We start from the raw sequence: 18,459 nt of genomic DNA, 5'->3' as shown, positions 1-18,459 counted from the left end.
GGACGCCTGGTGTTTCAGCCAGATCGCGTGCATTGAAAAGCCGTAGCTAGCAATGGATGAGCTTTCATCATCACGCCGATTTCGCGAGCCGGTCACGTACATCAGGTTCGGACGCGCGGGCGGCATCGACGTCCTACTCGACCACGCGCAGCAGGTCCATCTTGCACAGCCAGGCCAGCCCGCGCAGCAGGGTCGGGCGGTCGCACGGGCCCAGCGTGTCGATCAGCTCTTCCACCTCCACCGGGCGCGGCCCGATCGCGCCGAACAGCTGGCCGAAGTCTTCCAGCGTCGGCAGCGAGGCGCCGGCGTAGCGGTTGATCGCCAGCTCGCGGTACTGGTTCACCCGGGCCAGCGACGCATCCGGCGCGAGTTCCACCAGCGAGGCCGCCGTCAGTGGCCGGGTCGGATACGTCGCGAAGAGCTTGAACGGATCGGGACGGTCCGGCGCGCGCATCGGCAGCGCCGGCGCCAGCACCGGATCGGCGCGGCGGCGCTCGGCCAGCTCCTGCCACAGCGCGCGGTAGCGCCCATACACCACGGCCCAATCGAACTCGGTCTCGGCCCGGCGCCGCGCCTGCGCTCCCAGCTCCCGGCGCAGGCCGGCGTCGCACACCAGGCGCCCGTAGGCCTGCGCCAGCAGCGCCCCGTCCAGCGCCACCGCCTGGCTGGCGTGGCCACTGTACATGTCGAAGCTGTCCACCCCATCGTCGTATCGCAGCGCCAGGTCGAGCCCCGCGCCCGGTCCCGGCATCACGGTCGGGATGCGGTAGCCGTCGACGCCGTCGCGCACCGTGTCGCGGTAGCCGTTCCAGTCCGAGACCACGCAGGGCAGCCCGGACGCCATCGCTTCCACCGGCGTGAGGCCGAAGGTCTCCTGCACGTTGTCGGACAGCGACGTGAACACGTCGGCGGCGGCCCAGGCGTCGCGCTGGTTGGCGTGCTCGCGCCCGTCCAGTTCCACCAGCCGCACCGATGGACACAACAGCGCGGCGGCTTCCTGGAAGGCCGCCTGCATTGCCTCGCCCGCGTACCAGCCCGCCATGATCAGGTGGACCCGCCGCCCGCCCTTCTCGGCCCGTTCCAGCGCCGTGAACATCTGCTGCGGGTGCGACTTGGCGTGCACCGACAGGCGGCCCAGGTACAGGAAGGCGACATCGTCCGCGCCGATGCCCAGCCGTGCGCGCGCCTCGGCGCGGCGCGCGGCATCCGGCCGCAGGTCGGCGCAATGCACGCCGAGCGGAATCAGGGGCAGCTGGGGCAGCTCGAAACGCTGCGCCGACAGCCGCGTGCGCAGGTAGTCGGCCTGCTCCTCGACCAGCACGCGCAGGCTGTCGCGCACCACGCGCGAGGTGCAGATGATCGCGTCCCAGCTGCGCACCGGCGCCACCAGCAGGTTGGTCACCATGCTCATCATCTCGTGCGAGGCGGTGCCGTGGGTGACGCCGCACAGGCTGTAGCCGCGCTCTCCCGCGGCCAGCCGGCGCCACGCGAGGCGCTCGATGCCGGGCCCCGGGTGGACCAGGCAGCCGTAGGGTTCCAGTTGCTCGGGGGCGGAGCGGGGAATCCAGGCGATCTCGCCGCCGTAGCCATCCTCGTGCAGGGCCGCGCCGAAGGCGTCGGCATGCGCGCGCTCGGCCGCGAAGCAGCCGATTTCCGCGGCGTCGGTGTGGCGCGCGATGGCGCGCAGCAGGCCGACGCCGGCGGACTGGCGGCCCATCAGTTTCTGGCCGGCGGTGGAGAAAGCTTCGGGAAGGTAGTGCAGCGCAAAGCGGTCGATCATGCGGTCTCCTGCGGCCACGCACGCGCCGCACGAACGCGGCGCGCAGCGGGCCTGTCGAAACCATCATAGCCAGTGGCTGCGCAAGGTGGCGCAGGCCTGCCGCGTTGCGTGGCTAGCTGCTGCCGCAACCGCCTCCGCCGCAGGAGCTGCCGCCGCATGCACTGCCGCTCCAGCTACTGCCGCCGTCCGGCGGCGCGGCCCCGTCGCCGCTTGCGCCGTCGTCGTCGGTGCCGGCGATGTCAAGATAGACGCCGGCGCCAATGATGGCGGCGCCGTCATCGGCAACGCAGCGGCGCTCGCGCACGCCGCCGGGGAGCGCGGCGGCGTCGTACTCGTCTTTGCTGACCAGGCCCGACACGTAGAGCGCGTACGGCGCCAGCTCGCCCGGGAAGCCCAGCTTGTCCTCGGGATTGCCGAATTCGTCCAGGGTGGAACAGGCGACCAGGCCGCCGATGACGCGGTAGCCGAAGCCGCCGGGCATGCCCAGTTGGCCATCGAGCGAGAACAGCCGCGGCAAGTGGGTGCCGGCGGCAGGCTGCGACGCCCGGCGGCGCGCCTGCACCAGGCAGACCGCGAGCGCCAGGCCCATATCGCCCTGCATGTGCGCCCGCTCGACATGCGGGATGCCACGGCCGAAGTGGCGGATGCAGAAGCGGTCCAGGCCCGGCGCATCCAGGCGCGCCCACGCATGCCAGACCGAGTCGGCAGCGCGCGAGGGCAGCGCGCAGCGCCTGCCGGCCGCCGCCACGCAGTCGAAGAACATCATCAAGCCCTCCACCGACTGCGCGTAGAACGACGCGTCGCGCGGGATGCCGGGGAATTCGTGGTGCGCGGTCGCCACCCAGTAGGGGAACAGCGCCCCAGGCACGTCGGCCAGCACCTGCGCATAGGTGGAGTGCGCGAATTCCCATTCCACCGCGCGGGTTACTGCGTTGGCGGTCTCCCTGATATTCATCGCCGTCCCTCCGTCGTGGGTCATCCGGCTACGTTAGTTCACGGCAAGCTCGACAGTGATGATGGAGCGCAAGCGATAAAAAAACCCGCCTTGCGACGGGTTGATGTCTGCTTCGTACGGTGGCCGGGTGTCCCGGCCGCGCGTCCAGCTCCGATGTGATCTGCCGCAGCGCATCGGCGATGTGAACGCGCGGCCGGTATAGCCGGCCACCCTACGTTGGCGCGCCAAATGCGCGCAATGACGTGGTGCCTAGCGCTGCGGCGCGATGCGCCACACGACCCCGCTGCCGGCGTCGTCGACCACCAGCAGCGCGCCGTCGGCCGCCACCGCCACGCCGGCAGGCCGGCCCCAGACATCGCGGTCGCTCAGCACCATGCCCGACATGAAGTCCTGGTACTGCCCGGTCGGCACGCCGTTCTTCATGAATACGCGCACCACCTTGTAGCCGGTGCGCACGCCCCGGTTCCAGGAGCCGTGCAGCGCCACGAAGATGTCGCCCTCGTACTCCTTCGGGAAAGCGTGCTGGGCGCCTTTTGGCGCGTGGTACACCGCCATGCCCAGCGGCGCCGAGTGCGACTGGATCAGCACGTCCGGCACGATGACCTTGCCCTTCAGGTCCGGCCGCTGTCCCTTCAGGCGCGGGTCTTCGTTGTCGCCGATGTAGTACCACGGCCAACCGTAGAAGCCGCCCTGCTTCACGCGCGTCAGGTAGTCCGGCGGCAGGTTGTCGCCCAGCGCGTCGCGCTCGTTCACGTTGCACATCACGTCGCCCGTGCCCGGGTACACCAGCATGCCGACGCAGTTGCGCAGGCCGGTGGCATACGTGCGGCGGTTCTTGCCGTCCGCGTCGAAGGCCATCACGGTGGCGCGGTCGGTCTCGACGCCCCAGCTGGCGCCGACGCCGTGGCGCGCTTCCCATTGCGCCAGCGGCTCTGGCGGCTTGGGGCCGATCTCGGTGGCCACGTTGGTGGCCGAGCCGATCGACAGCAGCAGCGTCTTGTCGTCCGCCGAGAAGGCCAGGGTGCGGGTGGTGTGGCCGCCGCTGGTCTCGGACAGTTCGGGAACGACGACTTCCGGTGCGCCGCGCGCCTTCAGGTCGCCGTTGCGGTAAGGGATGCGGACGATCGCGTTGACGTTGGCAACGTACAGGTATTGCGGGTTGGCGCCGGACGGCCACAGGGCCATGCCGTAGGGACGCGTGAGGCCACTGGCGAATACCTCTGCGGTGTCGACCGACTGGCCATTATTCGCGCGCAGCAGCTTGATCTCGCCCTTGGCGGTGGCGGCCAGGAAGATGTCGCCGTTCGGGGCGCGCAGCGGCAGGCGGGCCTTGTCGGTGTCGCTGGCAAACACGCTGACGGCAAAGCCTTTCGGGACCACCGGCAGGCTGCCGTTCGGGCGCGCTTCGACGCGCGGGCCGTTGCCGGCGCTGGCGGTGGCGAAGGGCGGCGGCAGGTCGGACAGCTTGATGTGGTGGATCTTGCCGGGCTGGTTGTCGTCCCAGGAGCCGCTGCGCTCGGGCGGCGCCGCAGCCGTCGCCGGCGCGGCTGCCGTGGCGGGACCCTGCAGCGTGGCCAGGTAATCGACCAGGGTGGCGCGGGCTTTCTTGTCGGTGATCCCGACCGGCATCGTGGTGCCGGGCACCGACTTGGCCGGATCGGCCAGGAACAGGTCGAGCTCGGCGCGCGTCCAGGTCTTGCCGGACTTGATCAGCGCGTTCGAGTAGTTATAGCCGGGCACCGCGGCGGCCTTGCGGCCCACCAGGCCGAACAGGCCGGGACCCGCGCGCGAGGACAGGCCGCTGTCGACGCTGTGGCAGCTGGCGCAGTTATTCTGGAAGACGGTCTGGCCGGCGCTCCGGGGCGCGGCATGGGCGCTGGACGCCGCCGCCAAAGCGGCGAGCATGAGGACGTGCAGCGGCAGGGACTTGGCGTGCAAGGGGATACTCCTGGATGGTTTGACTGGTCAATCCGCCATCATAGGGGAAGTCGGCATCTAGCGTTACACCGCCAGCGTGCCGCGAAAACCGCGCGCCGCGTAATACGACTCGGCGCCGTTGTGATAGACGAAGACCCGGCCGTAGCGGCGGTCGCAGAACAAGGCGCCGCCCAGCGCGCGCACGTCCGGCGGCGTCGCGATCCAGCTCGAGGTCTTGCGGTCGAATTCACCCAGTTGCTGCAAGGCGCGGTACTGCGCTTCGGTCAGCAGTTCGATGCCCATGCCGGCCGCCACCTCCAGCGCACTGCTGCGCGGCTTGTTTTCCTTGCGCGCGTCCAGCGCTGCGCGGTCGTAGCAGATGCTGCGGCGGCCACTCGGGGTCTCGGGCGCGCAATCGCAGAAGGCGATGCGGCCGGTGGCGGGGTCGATGCCGATCACGTCCGGCTCGCCGCCGGTGGCTTCCATCTGCGCCAGCGAGGCCAGCGCCGCCGGGTTGGCGTCCAGCCTGGCCCGGACATCGGACCACGCGATGCCCTCGTGGCGCTGCATGTGCTTGTCGAAGCGCGCTTGCAAGGCCTGGAGCAGGTCCTGGGGAAGGTCTGGTGCTTGCGGCATGGTGCCTCCGGTGGGTTGTCGAAGCGGCGGTTCAGCCTTGGCCGGGCAGGTGCTTCCTGAAAAAATCGAGGATGGCGGTATTCATCGTCGCATGGAAGGCGCTGCGGTCAAAACCGCCGGCATCCTGGCACAGGGCCGGCGGACCAATGAGTCCACAAGGCGCGAGGAAGGCGGTATGGCCGGCGCCGGCCACCGTGTGGAACTCGACCCTCTCGCCGAGTGCCGTGCGCACCAGCGCAGCGTTGCTCGCGTACGGCGTGTGGCGATCCTGCTCGCCGCTCCACAACTGCAGCGGCACCTGAATCCCCGCCAGGCTATCCGGCGCCACGGTGAACACCAGGCCGGGCGCGGCGATGACGGCGGCCTTGATGCGCGCATCCTTCACGAAGCTGCCACCCTGCTCCCCCGCTGTCTTCACCAGCGGGGAGCCGGCGGCGCGCAGCGCCTCGCACACGAATTCGGGCTGCGCCGCGCAGTGCGGCGCGACCTTGCGCAGGTCCGGCTCCGCGCCCACGGCAGCGAGCACCGTGAAGGCGCCGGCGGAAAAACCGTAGGCGCCGATCCGCGCCGCGTCGATCTGGCCATGCGCGGGCCAGGCCTTGAGCATGAAGTCCACGGTGGCATGCAATTCATCGCTGCGGCCGCCGAACAGGTTTGCCGAGCCGGCCGCGCTTTGGTCGGCATAGTTGTCGCCCCGGTGCATGGGCGCCGCGACGACGTAGCCTGCGTTGGCGAGGGCCAGTGCCAGGTCCACATGGCTGCCGGGGCCGCCGCCATTGCCATGGGACAGGACAATCAGCGGCAGCGCCTGCCCCGCCACCGGTGCGTCCGGCGCCACGTTCATGACCCGCAGGCCGAGCAAGGTGGTGGGACGGGGCCGGGCCTGGGTCGGATGCCATACGGCGACCGCGAACGGACGTCCGCCGCTATCTGCCGCCTGTAGCACCTGGAAGCCCACCGGCTTGTCGGTGCCGAGCGCCGTCAGCATGCCGGCGGCGACCAGGCCGGCGGCGAGGAGCAGGACCACGATGACCACGCGACGCATCCATTTCATGATTGACCTTCCTGTTCGGGGATGTCGAGCATTTTGCTTTAATAGCAATTTCCCGACAACAAGAATCAGATATGCATAAGGCCGGGCCGTGCAGCACATACAACAACGCCCGGCTGGTTTCCCAGCCGGGCGTCGGATTTTATGCTGGAACCGGTCAGTCCCAGTTCAGCGCACCACCGGTCTGGTACTCGGTCACGCGGGTCTCGAAGAAATTACGCTCTTTCTTCAGGTCGATCATCTCGCTCATCCACGGGAACGGGTTTTCTTCGTTCGGGAACAGCGGATCGAGGCCGATCTGCACGGCGCGGCGGTTGGCGATGAAGCGCAGGTAGCCCTTGAACATCGGGGCGTTCAGGCCCAGCACGCCGCGCGGCATGGTGTCTTCGGCGTAGCGGTATTCGAGTTCGACGGCCTGCAGGAACAGGACCTTGATCTCTTCGCGGAATTCCGCGGTCCACAGCATCGGGTTTTCCATCTTGATCGTGTTGATCAGGTCGATGCCGAAGTTCACGTGCATCGACTCGTCGCGCAGGATGTACTGGTACTGCTCGGCGGCGCCGGTCATTTTATTTTGACGGCCCAGTGCCAGGATCTGGGTGAAGCCGACGTAGAAGAACAGGCCTTCCATCAGGCAGGCGAACACGATGATCGACTTGAGCAGCTTCTGGTCGTTTTCCAGCGTGCCGGTCTTGAATTCCGGATCGGTCAGGGTGTTAATGAACGGGATCAGGAACTGGTCCTTGTCGTGGATCGACTGGATCTCGTTGTAGGCGTTGAAGATTTCCTTCTCGTCCAGGCCGAGCGACTCCACGATGTACTGGTAGGCGTGGGTGTGGATCGCTTCCTCGAAGGCCTGGCGCAGCAGGTACTGGCGGCATTCCGGCGCCGTGATGTGGCGGTAGGTGCCCAGCACGATGTTGTTGGCGGCCAGCGAGTCGGCGGTAACAAAAAAGCCGAGGTTACGCTTGACCAGGCGGCGCTCGTCTTCCGACAGGCCGTTCGGGCTCTTCCACAGCTCGATGTCGCGCTGCATGTTGACTTCCTGCGGCATCCAGTGGTTGGCGCAGCCTGCCAGGTATTTGTCCCACGCCCATTTGTACTTGAACGGCACCAGCTGGTTGACGTCGGTCTGGCCGTTGATGATGCGCTTGTCGTCGGCGTTGACGCGCTTGGCGACTTCGGCGGCGGCAGGCGCGGCTTCCGAAGGGGCTTGCGGGGCGCGCGGGGCTGGCGCGGTGGTTTGTTCGTCGTCCCAGGAGAGCATGGTTGGTTCCTTCTTTCGTGGCTGCGTCCGCGGGGAGCGGACGGCCAGTGATTTGTTCGGTTGTTCGTCGTCCTGATGGACCGATACGCTAGCGAGATGCTGCGAAATTAGGGGAATTCATGCCAGTGGCATGGATTCCGCCTGCGCCGGAACGACGGTTATAGGGTAGTGGTGAAAGCGGGCTGCCTGGCCTTCAGGCCGGGTAGCCCGCTTGATCCATTACTGGCAGGCTTCGCACTCGTCGAAACCGGCGTCGCCGGGGCGCAGGTAGCAGGCGGCGCCGTCGGCTTCGGCCGCGGCGGCGGCCGGTGCTGCGGCCGGGGCCACTGGCGCTGCATGGCCGCCCGACAGGGCGCCCGAGACCGAGACCGCGTTCAGCGCGCCGGTGCGGCTGGTGGATTTCTCCATGTGGGTCGCGGCGATGGTGCGCAGGTAGTAGGTGGTCTTCAGGCCACGCAGCCATGCCAGTTTATAGGTCTCGTCCAGCTTCTTGCCCGAGGCGCCGGCCATGTAGATGTTCAGCGACTGGGCCTGGTCGATCCACTTCTGGCGGCGCGAAGCCTGTTCCACCAGCCACTTTGGTTCGACTTCGAAGGCGGTGGCGTAGATGTCGCGCAGGTCTTGCGGCACGCGGTCGATCTTGGACAGCGAACCGTCGAAGTACTTCAGGTCGGCGATCATCACTTCGTCCCACAGGTCGCGGGCCTTCAGGTCGCGCACCAGGTACGAATTGATCTCGGTGAATTCGCCCGACAGGTTCGACTTCACGTACAGGTTCTGGAAGGTCGGCTCGATACAGGCCGACACGCCGATGATGTTCGAGATGGTCGCGGTCGGGGCGATCGCCACGCAGTTCGAGTTGCGCATGCCGAATTCCTTGATGCGGCTGCGCACCAGGCTCCAGTCCATGCTTTCGCTCGTGTCCTGCTCGAGGTAGCCGCCGCGCTCTTCCGCCAGCATCTTGATCGAATCCTGCGGCAGGATGCCGCGGTCCCACAGCGAACCTTCGTAGGAACCGTAGCGGCCGCGCTCTTCGGCCAGTTCGGTCGAGGCCAGGTAGGCGAAGTAGCAGACCGCTTCCATCGACTTGTCGGCGAATTCCACCGCTTTATCGGACGCGAACGGCACGCGCATCATGTGCAGGCAGTCCTGGTGGCCCATCACGCCCATGCCGACCGGACGGTGGCGCATGTTCGAATTGCGCGCCTTGTCCACGGCGTAGTAATTGATGTCGATGACGTTATCGAGCATGCGCATGGCGATGCGGATGGTCTTCTGCAGCTTGACGTGGTCCAGGCTGTCGCCCTTCATGTGCTGCGGCAGGTTCACCGAGCCCAGGTTGCAGACGGCGATTTCGTCGGCGCTGGTGTTCAGGGTGATCTCGGTGCACAGGTTCGACGAGTGCACGACGCCGATGTGCTGCTGCGGCGAACGGATGTTGCACGGATCCTTGAAGGTGATCCATGGGTGGCCGGTTTCGAACAGCATCGACAGCATCTTGCGCCACAGGTCGAGCGCTTCGATCTTCTTGTACACGGTCATTTCGCCGCGCTCGGCCTTGGCTTCGTAGCCTAGGTACGCTTCTTCGAAGGCCTTGCCGACCTTGTCATGCAGGTCCGGGGTTTCGCTCGGCGAGAACAGGCTCCAGTAGCCTTTTTCCATCACGCGCTTCATGAACAGGTCGGGAATCCAGTTCGCGGTGTTCATGTCGTGGGTGCGGCGGCGGTCGTCGCCGGTGTTCTTGCGCAGGTCGAGGAACTCCTCGATGTCCATGTGCCAGGTTTCCAGGTAAGCGCAGACCGCGCCCTTGCGCTTGCCGCCCTGGTTCACCGCCACGGCGGTGTCGTTGACCACTTTCAGGAACGGCACCACGCCTTGCGACTTGCCGTTGGTGCCCTTGATGCGCGAGCCCAGTGCACGGACCGGGGTCCAGTCGTTGCCCAGGCCGCCGGCGAATTTAGAGAGCAGCGCGTTTTCCTTGATGGCGTCGTAGATGCCTTCCAGGTCGTCGCCGACGGTGGTCAGGTAGCAGGACGACAGCTGCGAGCGGCGGGTGCCCGAGTTGAACAGGGTCGGGGTCGAGCTCATGAAATCAAAACTCGACAGCAGGTTGTAGAACTCGATCGCGCGCGCTTCGCGGTCCGCTTCGCGCAGGGCCAGGCCCATCGCGACGCGCATGTAGAAGGCTTGCGGCATCTCGATGCGGGTTTCGCGCACGTGCAGGAAGTAGCGGTCGTACAGGGTCTGCAGGCCGATGTAGCCGAACTGCAGGTCGCGGTCGGCAACTAAGGCCTTCGACAGGCGCTCGAGGTCGTAGGTGCCCAGTGCTTCGTCGAGCAGCTCGTTGGCGATGCCCTTGGCGATGTACTGCGGGAAGTAGGTGATGTATTCGGCGGCGGCGCCGGCTTGCGGCACTTCGTGGCCGAAGACTTCCTTGCGGATGGTATGCAGCAGGATGCGGGCGGTGACCTGGCTGTAGGCCGGGTCTTTTTCCATCAGGGCGCGGGCGGCCAGGATGGCCGACTTGTGCAGCTCTTCGACCGGCACGCCGTCGTACAGGTTCTTGAGGGTCTCGGCGACGATGGCGTCGGCGTCGACATGCTTTTCCAGGCCCGAGCAGGCGGCGTTCACCAGGCCGTACACGGCATTCATGTCCAGCGGGATGCGCTGGCCACCGTCGATCACGTGGATCTGCGGCGCGGCCACGGCGGCGCCGCCGGCGGCTTCCTTGGCGGCGCGGCGTTCTTCCATGCGCTTGGCGCGGTACAGCACGTATTCGCGCGCGACGTCATGCTCGCCCGAGCGCATCAGCGACAATTCGACCTGGTCCTGCACGTCTTCGATGTGGAAGGTGCCGCCGTTCGGCTGGCGGCGCACCAGCGCAGCCACCACGTTGCCGGTCATCTGCTCGACCAGTTCGCGGATGCGCGCCGACACCGCGCCCTGGCCGCCGGCCACGGCGAGGAAGGCCTTGGTCATGGCGACCGAGATCTTCTGCGGCTCGAATGCGACCACGGCGCCGTTGCGGCGGATGACACGGTAGTCACCGCGCGCCGCGATTTCCGCAGGCGTGGAGGTGGACGACGCGCCGGAAGTGACGTGTGGATTGATCGAAATGTCTTGTGCTGTTTGCATTGAGCCTCCAGGGTGGGCAGGTGCTGCCGCCATTTGTTTGTTACCAGGACCGAAGTCCTACGGAATTCATAGCAAAGCGATACCCCGCCAGCCGGAACGCCTTGCTGGCACCAGATATGCAGGGTGATAAATCGCTGTTGAATCAGTCGCTTGCGCTGCAAGCCTCATGTCGGGACTGAGCTACTTGCTTTAAGTCCACTACCACTACATCTAGTGTTCGACGTTGATATTGGACTAATTGTAGTACCTGACCCAGGTCACGGCAAGTGAATAACTTCTCAATTTTTTCGGTTTTTTTTGGCGCGCGGGGTTGACAAGGCGGTGTGGCCAGAACGGCGGGCAGTATGCGGTGAGCGAGCGCTAACCTTAATCGGTAGGCTGCGTAAAGTCTCATCAGCGCGATGCGCGGCGCATCGTTCTTGTGCATTTTGCACTGGCGAAAAGACAACACGCCGACGTCGACTTTTCCCGGTTACGGATTGTCGTCCGGCGCGCTGATCTCCAGCTTCTGCATCTGGTAGCGCAGCTGGCGCACGCTGATCCCGAGCAGGGCCGCGGCCTGGGTGCGGTTGAACTGGGTCTGCTGCAGGGCGCGCCCGATGATGTCGCGCTCCACCTGGCTCAGGTACTCGGGCAGGTTGCTCGGCAGCGCGTCCGGCGCCGGCGCCGGCGCCGCCTCGGCCGGCACGGGCGCCGGTTCCGGTTCCGCGACCGGCACGGGCGCCGGCGCCGGCGCCGCTCCCTCCCCCGGCCGCGCCGCCTTGAGCGACAGGTCGCCTACTTCGATCACGCCGTCGTTGGCAAACGCGAGCGCCCGTTCCAGCACGTTTTCCAGTTCGCGGATATTGCCCGGGAAGGAATACGCCCGCAGCGTGTCCAGCACGCCCGGCGCCAAGGCGGCCTGGCCTGGGCCGGCCAGCCGCGCCAGGATCGCGTCCACCAGCGGCGGCAGGTCGTCGATGCGCTCGCGCAGCGGCGGCAGCGACAGCTCGATCACGTTCAGCCTATAAAACAGATCCTGCCTGAACCTGCCCTGCTCCACGCACCTGGCCAGGTCCTGGTGGGTGGCGCTGATGATGCGCACGTCCACCGGTTCCTCGAGCGTGGCGCCGATCTTGCGCACGCGCCGTTCCTGGATCGCGCGCAGCAGCTTGACCTGCATCGCCAGCGGCAGGTCGGCCACCTCGTCGAGCATCAGGGTGCCGCCGTTGGCGGCCTGGAAGAAGCCGTCGCGTTCTTCCGATGCTCCGGTGAAGGCGCCCTTGCGGTAGCCGAAGAACTCGGCCTCCATCAGGGTTTCGGGGATCGCCCCGCAGTTCACCGCGACGAAGGGCTTGGCCGCGCGCGAGCTCTGGGCGTGGATTTCACGGGCCGCGAGTTCCTTGCCGCTGCCCGATTCGCCGGTGATCGAGATCGGCGCGTTCGAGCGCGCCAGCCGGCCGATCTGGGCGCGCAGCGCGGCCATCGCGCTCGATGCGCCGATCATGCGCGAGCCGGGCGCCGCGCCGCCGGGCTGCGCGGGCGCGGCATCGAGCAGGCGCAGCGCCGAGCGCACCATCACGCGCAGCGCGTCCAGCGCCACCGGCTTGGAGATGTAGTCGAAGGCCCCCGCCTTGAGCGCCACCACCGCGTTGTCGGCGCTGCCGTAGGCGGTGATGACGGCGATCGGCGTGCTCTTGCCATTGCTGGTGGCGGCCGCCACTTCGCGCACCAGTTCCAGCCCCAGGCCATCGGGCAGGCGCATGTCGGTCAGGATCAGCGCGTAGTCGTGCTCCTCGACCAGGGTGCGCGCCTGGCGCAGCGTGGCGGCGCTGTCGACGTCCAGCCCCATCTTGAGCAGGGTGATCTCGAGCAGTTCGCGCAGGTCGGCTTCGTCATCGACCACGAGGATGCGGGGTGCGGTCATGGTGTTCTCTATCTCTATATATTAGGCGGGCTCGCGCTCGCCCGGCTGCGGCCGGCTGGCAAAGCTGATCACGAAGCGCCCGCTCGCCCTGCGCGGCCCCATGGCCGCGGCGTCGAAGCGGTATTCGTAGTCGAGCTTCGCATCGTTGTTCAGGCACAGCTCGCGCGCCAGGTACAGGCCCAGGCCCGTGCCCTTGCTCGAGGTGGTGTAGAAGGGCTCAAACAGGTGGGCGCGCACTTCGGGCGTGATGCCGGGGCCGTCGTCCTGCACGTGCAGCTCGGTGCGGCCGGCGGCGTCGCGCGCCGGGAAGATGCGGATGCTGGCCGGTTCCCGGCTGGCGTAGCGGATCGCGTTGCCCAGCAGGTTGAGCAGCACTTCATGCAGGTGCAGCGGGTCGAAGCGCACCGCGCTCTGCCCGGCATCGCCGATATAGACTATATCATCGGCCAATCCGTGGGTTTCGCAAAATTCCGCCTTCAGCTCGGCCAGGAAGGGCGCCAGCAGCAGCGGCTCGCCGTTGGGCTGCACCTTGCGCGAGAGCTGCAGGATGTCCTCGACCATGCGGTTCACGCGCGCGACGTTGTCGCCCACGATCTTCAGCAGGCGCAGCTCGGCCGGCCCGTGCAGGTCTTCGGCCAGCAGCGCGGTGGCGTGGCCGATGGCCGACAGCGGGTTGCGCACCTCGTGCGCGATGCTGGCCGTCAGGCGCCCCATCGAGGCCAGCTTGAGCTGCTGCGCCTGGTTTTCGATGGCGCTGACGTCCTGCATGAACACCACGCTGCGGCCCAGCGCCACGCCGGCGGTGTCGACCCGCGCGAAGCGCAGCTTCAGGTGGGCCGGCTGGTCGCGCCGGCCGCGCAGCGGACCTGCGTCTTCGCGGTAGGGCTTGACGGTAACGAAGGCTGCGCCCTCGAGCGGGGCGCGCAGCCAGGCGCTGAAGGCTTGCGCCACCGGCTCCATGTCCGGGGCCTCGCCCAGCTTGAAGCCCGAGGCGTCGCCTTCCAGGCCCAGCATGCGCCGCGCCGCCGGGTTGCCGGTGAAGACCGCGCTGTCGTCGCCCACCACCAGGATGCCGTCGCCGACATCGGCGATGACGATCTGGTTGATCATCTGCTGCACCCGCAGATCGGTGCCGCGCTGGGCGGCCAGTTCTTCCTGCTTGATCAGGCGCGCCGCCAGGCGGTTGAGCACCAGCACCACCGCGAAGAAGGCGGCGCCGTACAGGCCGGCCTGCATCAGCGGCGGCTGGCGCTCCAGCATGATCACCTGCCAGGTGCTTTCGGCGAGCAGGAACAGGGTGGCGACCGAGGCCGAGAACAGCGCCAGCGTCAGCGGCGCGAGGATGGCGGAACCGGCCAGCGGGAACAGGTACAGGATCGCCAGCCCGCTGCGCATGCCGGCCGCTTCCAGGTAGAGCAGCGAGATCACCGCCAGGTCGACCGCGAGCTGGCATCCGAGCTGCACGGCGAAGCGCCGGCGCCACCAGGTGCCGAGCGCGGCGAACAGCAGCGCGGCGGCCAGGTAAAAGGCGCAGGCCTTGGTGTTGACGACATCGGTGCGCGCGGCGCCATTGGTGACGCTCACGCCCAGGTAGAGCAGCAGCACCAGCGCGATGACGATGCGGGTGATGGTGAAGGTCTGGAGCGAGCGCCACAGGGTCGCGCGCGCTTCGCGGGACAGCACCGGCCGGGGCGGCATCGGCCGGCTTACCGCGGCGGCAGGCGCACGTGGCCCGGCGAGCAGTAGTCGTGGCCGTCTGCGCGCACCGCCTCGGAGGCCGGGAAGTGGATGCCGCAGTGGGCGCACTGGGCCATGTCTTCGATGGCGGCGACCGGTTCCGGCGGCGCCTGGCGCTGCTGCTGGCGCATGGCCTCCCGCTGGCGCGCGCTGGCCGCCTTCAGCTTGGCGCGGATGGCGAAACCGACCAGTGCGATGAGCAGGATCCAGAACAGGATGCGGCTCATGCGAGCCCCCGGTGCAGCACCACTTCGAGCACGAAGCGGCTGCCGACATAGGCCAGCGCCAAGGTGGCGAAGCCGGCCAGCGTGAAGCGCAGCGCGGTTTTTCCGCGCCAGCCCTGCCAGCGCCGGCCGGCCAGCAGCGCGGCGAACAGGAGCCAGGACAGCAGCGCGAACACGCTCTTGTGGTCCAGTCGCAGCGCGCTGCCGAACAGCTGCTCGGAAAACACCACGCCGGACAGCACGGTCAGGCTCAGCAGGATGAAGCCGATCCAGATGACGCGGAACAGCAGCTTTTCCATGGTCAGCAAGGCCGGCAGCTGGTCCAGCGCACTGCCGAGCCAGCCGCCGTTGGCGCCGCGCGTGTGCAGCCGCGCTTCCTGCAGCGCCATCAGCACCGCGTGGAAGGCGGCGATGGTGAGCGTGCTGTAGGCCAGCACCGCCACCGCCACGTGCCAGCCGAAGGCGGGCGACTGGCTGGCCACCGGCAGCAGGCTGCCGGGGAACACCAGCGGCAGCAGGCAGGCCACGAAGGCGCAGGGCATCACCAGCCGGCGCATGCCGTCGAGGGCGAAGTTGCGGTTTTCCAGCCAGTAGGCGGCGACCGAGACCCACAGGGCCGAGGACAGCATGATGGCGAAGCCGACCCGCAGGCCGCCGGGCGTGACGACGTCGAGCCCAAGCGCCGCGCCATGCGCCGCCCAGGCCACGGCGGTGACGCCGGAAACGAGCGCACCCCGGCGCGACGGCAGCAGGGCGCACACCGCGTACAGCAAGGCCGCGGCGAGGAAGAGGGAGTTCTGCATAGCAGGAGTCTACACCATCGGGTTGGGGCGGTGGCGGGGCTCTGCGTTGCCGGTCAAAGCGTGCTGTATGGGCTGCGCATACAAACTTGGGTTCCCGCCTGCGCGGGAAGCCGTAGGCGCCAGTGGCGCGTACGACGGTCTTTAGATTAACTGTACAAATAGGCGCTACAAATATTCTGGCCACGTATATATGCACGTCGTTCCCGCGAAGGCGGGAACAATGCCACCGGCATTGTTCCGCCCAACGATCATGACGCTGGCGTCACCCTTGAAGATGAAAGAAACGTGAGGGTGGAAGGTAACGGGTAGAGGTCGTTACTAAACTTTGGCGGGCATGCACCCCGTACCCAACGTGACCCGCCGGGCTGACTCGCACCCAGAATTGCACTCCCGAGGGCGTACGCTAAATTGGCCGTTGGCGACTTGTCGCCTCCAGGCATCTTCAGTCCCGGCACCCGCACCTTCCATTTTTGAGTTTATCTCAATGGGAGGAGTGATGGAACTGGTGACGATTTACAAGCGTGTAATCGGGCTGGATATCCACCAAGCCCAGATCACGGCTTGTGCCTTGCTAGAAATGCCTGATGGTTCTAGCCGAGTCGAACAACGGCAGTTCGGCGGATTTAAACGTGATCGACGTGAGTTGGCTAAGTGGGCCGCCGCCCTTGACCCGGAGGAAGTGGTCATGGAAAGCACGGGCATTTATTGGAAAAGTCCGTAGGGAAATGGGCTATAGGCACGTGAGGCGTGTCAAAGACGGCAAGGTTTCCATATGATCGAACACATCACCGTTGATGAAAAATTGCGCTATATCGTTGCTGCGGTCGAACTCGGCGGCTTGCGCAAGGTAAAATGGCGGTTTTCCGAATGCCGTCGTATTCATAGTCAGGTAGAACATGCTAGATAACCTTACCCAACGCCTAGCCAAGGTCGTCAAGACGATGCGCGGCGAGGCGCGCCTCACGGAGGCGAACACCGCCGAGATGCTGCGCGAAGTGCGCATGGCCCTGCTCGAGGCCGACGTGGCCCTGCCGGCGGTGCGCGAATTCATCGCCAAAGTCAAAGAGAAAGCGCTCGGCGAAGAAGTCATCGGCTCGCTCAGCCCGGGCCAGGCCCTGGTCGGCGTGGTGCAGCGCGAGCTGGCCGCCCTGATGGGCGCCGACCTCGGTCCCGAAGCCTCGCAGCTGTCCTTCGCCCAGCAGCCGCCGGCGATCATCCTGATGGCCGGCCTGCAGGGTGTGGGTAAGACCACCACCACCGGCAAGCTCGCCAAGTACCTCAAGGAACAAAAGAAGAAGAAGGTCCTCACCGTCTCGGCCGACGTCTACCGCCCCGCCGCGATCGCGCAGCTGGAGTCGGTGACCAAGCAGGTCGGCGCCGATTTCTTCCCGTCTTCCGCCACCGACAAGCCGGTCGACATCGCGCTTGCCGCGCTCGACTGGGCCAAGAAGCACTACCACGATGTCCTGATCATCGACACCGCCGGCCGCCTCGGCATCGACGAAGCGATGATGCAAGAGATCGCCGCGGTGCACGCCGCCGTCAATCCGGTGGAAACCCTGTTCGTGGTCGACGCCATGCTGGGCCAGGATGCGATCAACACCGCCAAGGCCTTCAACGACGCGCTGCCGCTGACCGGCATCGTGCTGACCAAGCTCGATGGCGATTCGCGCGGCGGCGCCGCCCTGTCGGTGCGCCACGTGACCGGTAAACCGATCAAGTTTGCCGGCGTGTCCGAAAAACTCGATGGCCTGGAAGCCTTCGACCCAAGCCGCATGGCCAACCGCGTGCTGGGCATGGGCGACATCCTGGCGCTGGTGGAAGAAGCGCGCAAGGGCGTCGACGCCGAAGCCGCGACCGAACTGGCCAACAAGATCAAGAGCGGCGGCCGCTTCGACATGAACGACTTCAAGGCGCAGCTGACGCAGATGAAGAAAATGGGTGGCATGTCGGGCCTGCTCGACAAACTCCCGGCCCAGTTCCAGCAGGCCGCAGCCGGCGCCAACATGGACCAAGCCGAGAAGCAGGTGCGGCGCATGGTCGGCATCATCGACTCCATGACCCCGGGCGAGCGCGCCAAGCCCGACCTGATCAAGGCCAACCGCAAGCGCCGCATCGCAGCCGGCGCCGGCGTGCAAGTCCAGGAAGTGAACCGCATGCTGAACCAGTACGACCAGATGCAGACCATGATGAAAAAGCTCAAGGGCGGCGGCCTGATGAAGATGATGCGCGGGATGAAAGGCATGATGCCTGGCATGCGCTAAGCGCACTGCCACGTCCAGGGAAACCGCGCGGGCACTGGCCTTGCGCGGTTTTTGTCTATCCAGGTCACGGTTTTTTCAATTGAAGCGGCGCTAGTGTGCGACAGCTCGCATTTCGGGCCTTATAAGAATGAAAAAATTTCGAAAAAGACTTGCATGAACAGTAAAACGCCACCAATATAAGCCCGTGCGTCAATAGCGCAACTTTCCCTGTGTTCGTTTAGGAGGCTCGAAGATGGCAACAGCCAAAAAATCCACCGCAGCGCCAGCCAAGAAAGCAGCGGCCGCCAAGCCTGCTGCAGCGGCCAAGCCTGCAGCAAAAAAAGCAGCAGCTCCAGCAAAGGCAGCAGCGAAACCAGCAGCCAAACCGGCCGCTGCACGCAAGCCTAACGCCGCTTTCATGAAAGAGATGACCCCATCGGGTGACCTGGCGGCAGTCGTGGGCAACAAGCCGCTGCCACGTACCGAAGTCACCAAGAAAGTCTGGGACTACATCAAGAAAGAAAACCTGCAGGATCCAGAGAACCGCCGCATGATCAACGCGGACGACAAGCTGAAAGTCGTCTTCGGTGGCAAGGCCCAGGTCTCGATGTTCGAAATGACCAAGCTCATTTCGGATCACCTGAAGTAAGCACTGGCCGGCTGTCCAGTTGCCTGAATGCAGAAAGCCCCGGTGACGGGGCTTTTTGTTTTTGGGCGGCGTCCTGCATGCAGATGGGAGTGCTTCCTCTTCCCTCAAACAGATGATCCGTCGTCCCGGCGCAGGCCGGGACGACGTTGGTTTAGC

Annotated in this window: 14 protein-coding genes and 1 pseudogene; 4 read left to right on the top strand and 11 right to left on the bottom strand. The window is 66.4% G+C overall.

Annotated features, from left to right (window positions below; translation table 11 throughout):
* Window positions 1–133: 133 nt before the first annotated feature.
* The 11 genes from BM031_RS15515 to BM031_RS15465 form a co-directional block, all read right to left on the bottom strand.
* A complete protein-coding gene (locus tag BM031_RS15515) occupies window positions 134–1,780 on the bottom strand; it encodes a glycosyltransferase family 4 protein (RefSeq protein ID WP_091875464.1) in 1,647 nt (548 codons plus the stop codon).
* A 112-nt stretch (window positions 1,781–1,892) separates the two neighbouring features.
* Window positions 1,893–2,735 (bottom strand): UCP032817 domain-containing protein, encoded by an 843-nt coding sequence (locus BM031_RS15510; protein WP_091875463.1) that lies wholly within the window; start codon window positions 2,733–2,735, stop codon window positions 1,893–1,895.
* Between the two features lie 249 nt (window positions 2,736–2,984).
* On the bottom strand, window positions 2,985–4,673 hold the full coding sequence (locus BM031_RS15505) for a PQQ-dependent sugar dehydrogenase (RefSeq protein WP_091875462.1): 1,689 nt from the start codon (window positions 4,671–4,673) through the stop codon (window positions 2,985–2,987).
* A gap of 63 nt (window positions 4,674–4,736) precedes the next feature.
* Entirely contained in the window at window positions 4,737–5,288 is a 552-nt protein-coding gene (locus BM031_RS15500) for a DUF4256 domain-containing protein (protein ID WP_091875461.1), read from the bottom strand.
* 31 nt (window positions 5,289–5,319) lie between these two features.
* Window positions 5,320–6,342 carry an alpha/beta hydrolase family protein gene (locus tag BM031_RS15495; RefSeq protein ID WP_177207778.1) on the bottom strand — a complete coding sequence of 341 codons (1,023 nt, stop codon included), beginning with the start codon at window positions 6,340–6,342 and terminating at the stop codon, window positions 5,320–5,322.
* Between the two features lie 154 nt (window positions 6,343–6,496).
* Window positions 6,497–7,606: a ribonucleotide-diphosphate reductase subunit beta gene (locus BM031_RS15490; RefSeq protein WP_091875459.1), complete on the bottom strand. Its 1,110-nt coding sequence runs from the start codon at window positions 7,604–7,606 to the stop codon at window positions 6,497–6,499.
* Window positions 7,607–7,825: 219 nt separating this feature from the next.
* On the bottom strand, window positions 7,826–10,741 hold the full coding sequence (locus BM031_RS15485) for a ribonucleoside-diphosphate reductase subunit alpha (protein WP_091875458.1): 2,916 nt from the start codon (window positions 10,739–10,741) through the stop codon (window positions 7,826–7,828).
* Between the two features lie 472 nt (window positions 10,742–11,213).
* Entirely contained in the window at window positions 11,214–12,647 is a 1,434-nt protein-coding gene (locus BM031_RS15480) for a sigma-54-dependent transcriptional regulator (RefSeq protein ID WP_091875457.1), read from the bottom strand.
* A gap of 21 nt (window positions 12,648–12,668) precedes the next feature.
* On the bottom strand, window positions 12,669–14,345 hold the full coding sequence (locus BM031_RS15475; protein ID WP_091875456.1) for a sensor histidine kinase: 1,677 nt from the start codon (window positions 14,343–14,345) through the stop codon (window positions 12,669–12,671).
* Window positions 14,346–14,353: 8 nt separating this feature from the next.
* Window positions 14,354–14,611 carry a PP0621 family protein gene (locus BM031_RS15470; RefSeq protein WP_091875455.1) on the bottom strand — a complete coding sequence of 86 codons (258 nt, stop codon included), beginning with the start codon at window positions 14,609–14,611 and terminating at the stop codon, window positions 14,354–14,356.
* Window positions 14,608–15,411, bottom strand: a complete 804-nt coding sequence (locus tag BM031_RS15465; protein ID WP_091875454.1) for a cytochrome C assembly family protein — start codon at window positions 15,409–15,411, stop codon at window positions 14,608–14,610. The genes BM031_RS15470 and BM031_RS15465 overlap by 4 nt, the downstream gene beginning before the upstream one ends.
* Before the next feature lie 496 nt (window positions 15,412–15,907).
* Here BM031_RS15465 and BM031_RS15460 point away from each other — a divergent pair.
* The 4 genes and pseudogenes from BM031_RS15460 to BM031_RS15450 all read left to right on the top strand — a co-directional run.
* Window positions 15,908–16,129, top strand: a pseudogene (locus BM031_RS15460) (IS110 family transposase); the annotation flags it as partial.
* Between the two features lie 54 nt (window positions 16,130–16,183).
* Window positions 16,184–16,318 carry a hypothetical protein gene (locus BM031_RS26245; protein ID WP_267873318.1) on the top strand — a complete coding sequence of 45 codons (135 nt, stop codon included), beginning with the start codon at window positions 16,184–16,186 and terminating at the stop codon, window positions 16,316–16,318.
* Window positions 16,308–17,675, top strand: a complete 1,368-nt coding sequence (gene ffh, locus BM031_RS15455) for a signal recognition particle protein (protein WP_091875453.1) — start codon at window positions 16,308–16,310, stop codon at window positions 17,673–17,675. The genes BM031_RS26245 and ffh overlap by 11 nt, the downstream gene beginning before the upstream one ends.
* Before the next feature lie 232 nt (window positions 17,676–17,907).
* Window positions 17,908–18,303 (top strand): SWIB/MDM2 domain-containing protein, encoded by a 396-nt coding sequence (locus tag BM031_RS15450; RefSeq protein ID WP_091875452.1) that lies wholly within the window; start codon window positions 17,908–17,910, stop codon window positions 18,301–18,303.
* Window positions 18,304–18,459 lie beyond the last annotated feature (156 nt).

It is taken from the genome of Massilia yuzhufengensis, assembly GCF_900112225.1.
Taxonomy (GTDB): Bacteria; Pseudomonadota; Gammaproteobacteria; order Burkholderiales; family Burkholderiaceae_D; genus Telluria; species Telluria yuzhufengensis.
The sequence above is the reverse complement of the archived record's forward strand: the minus strand, read 5'-3'. Positions and strand labels throughout refer to the sequence as shown.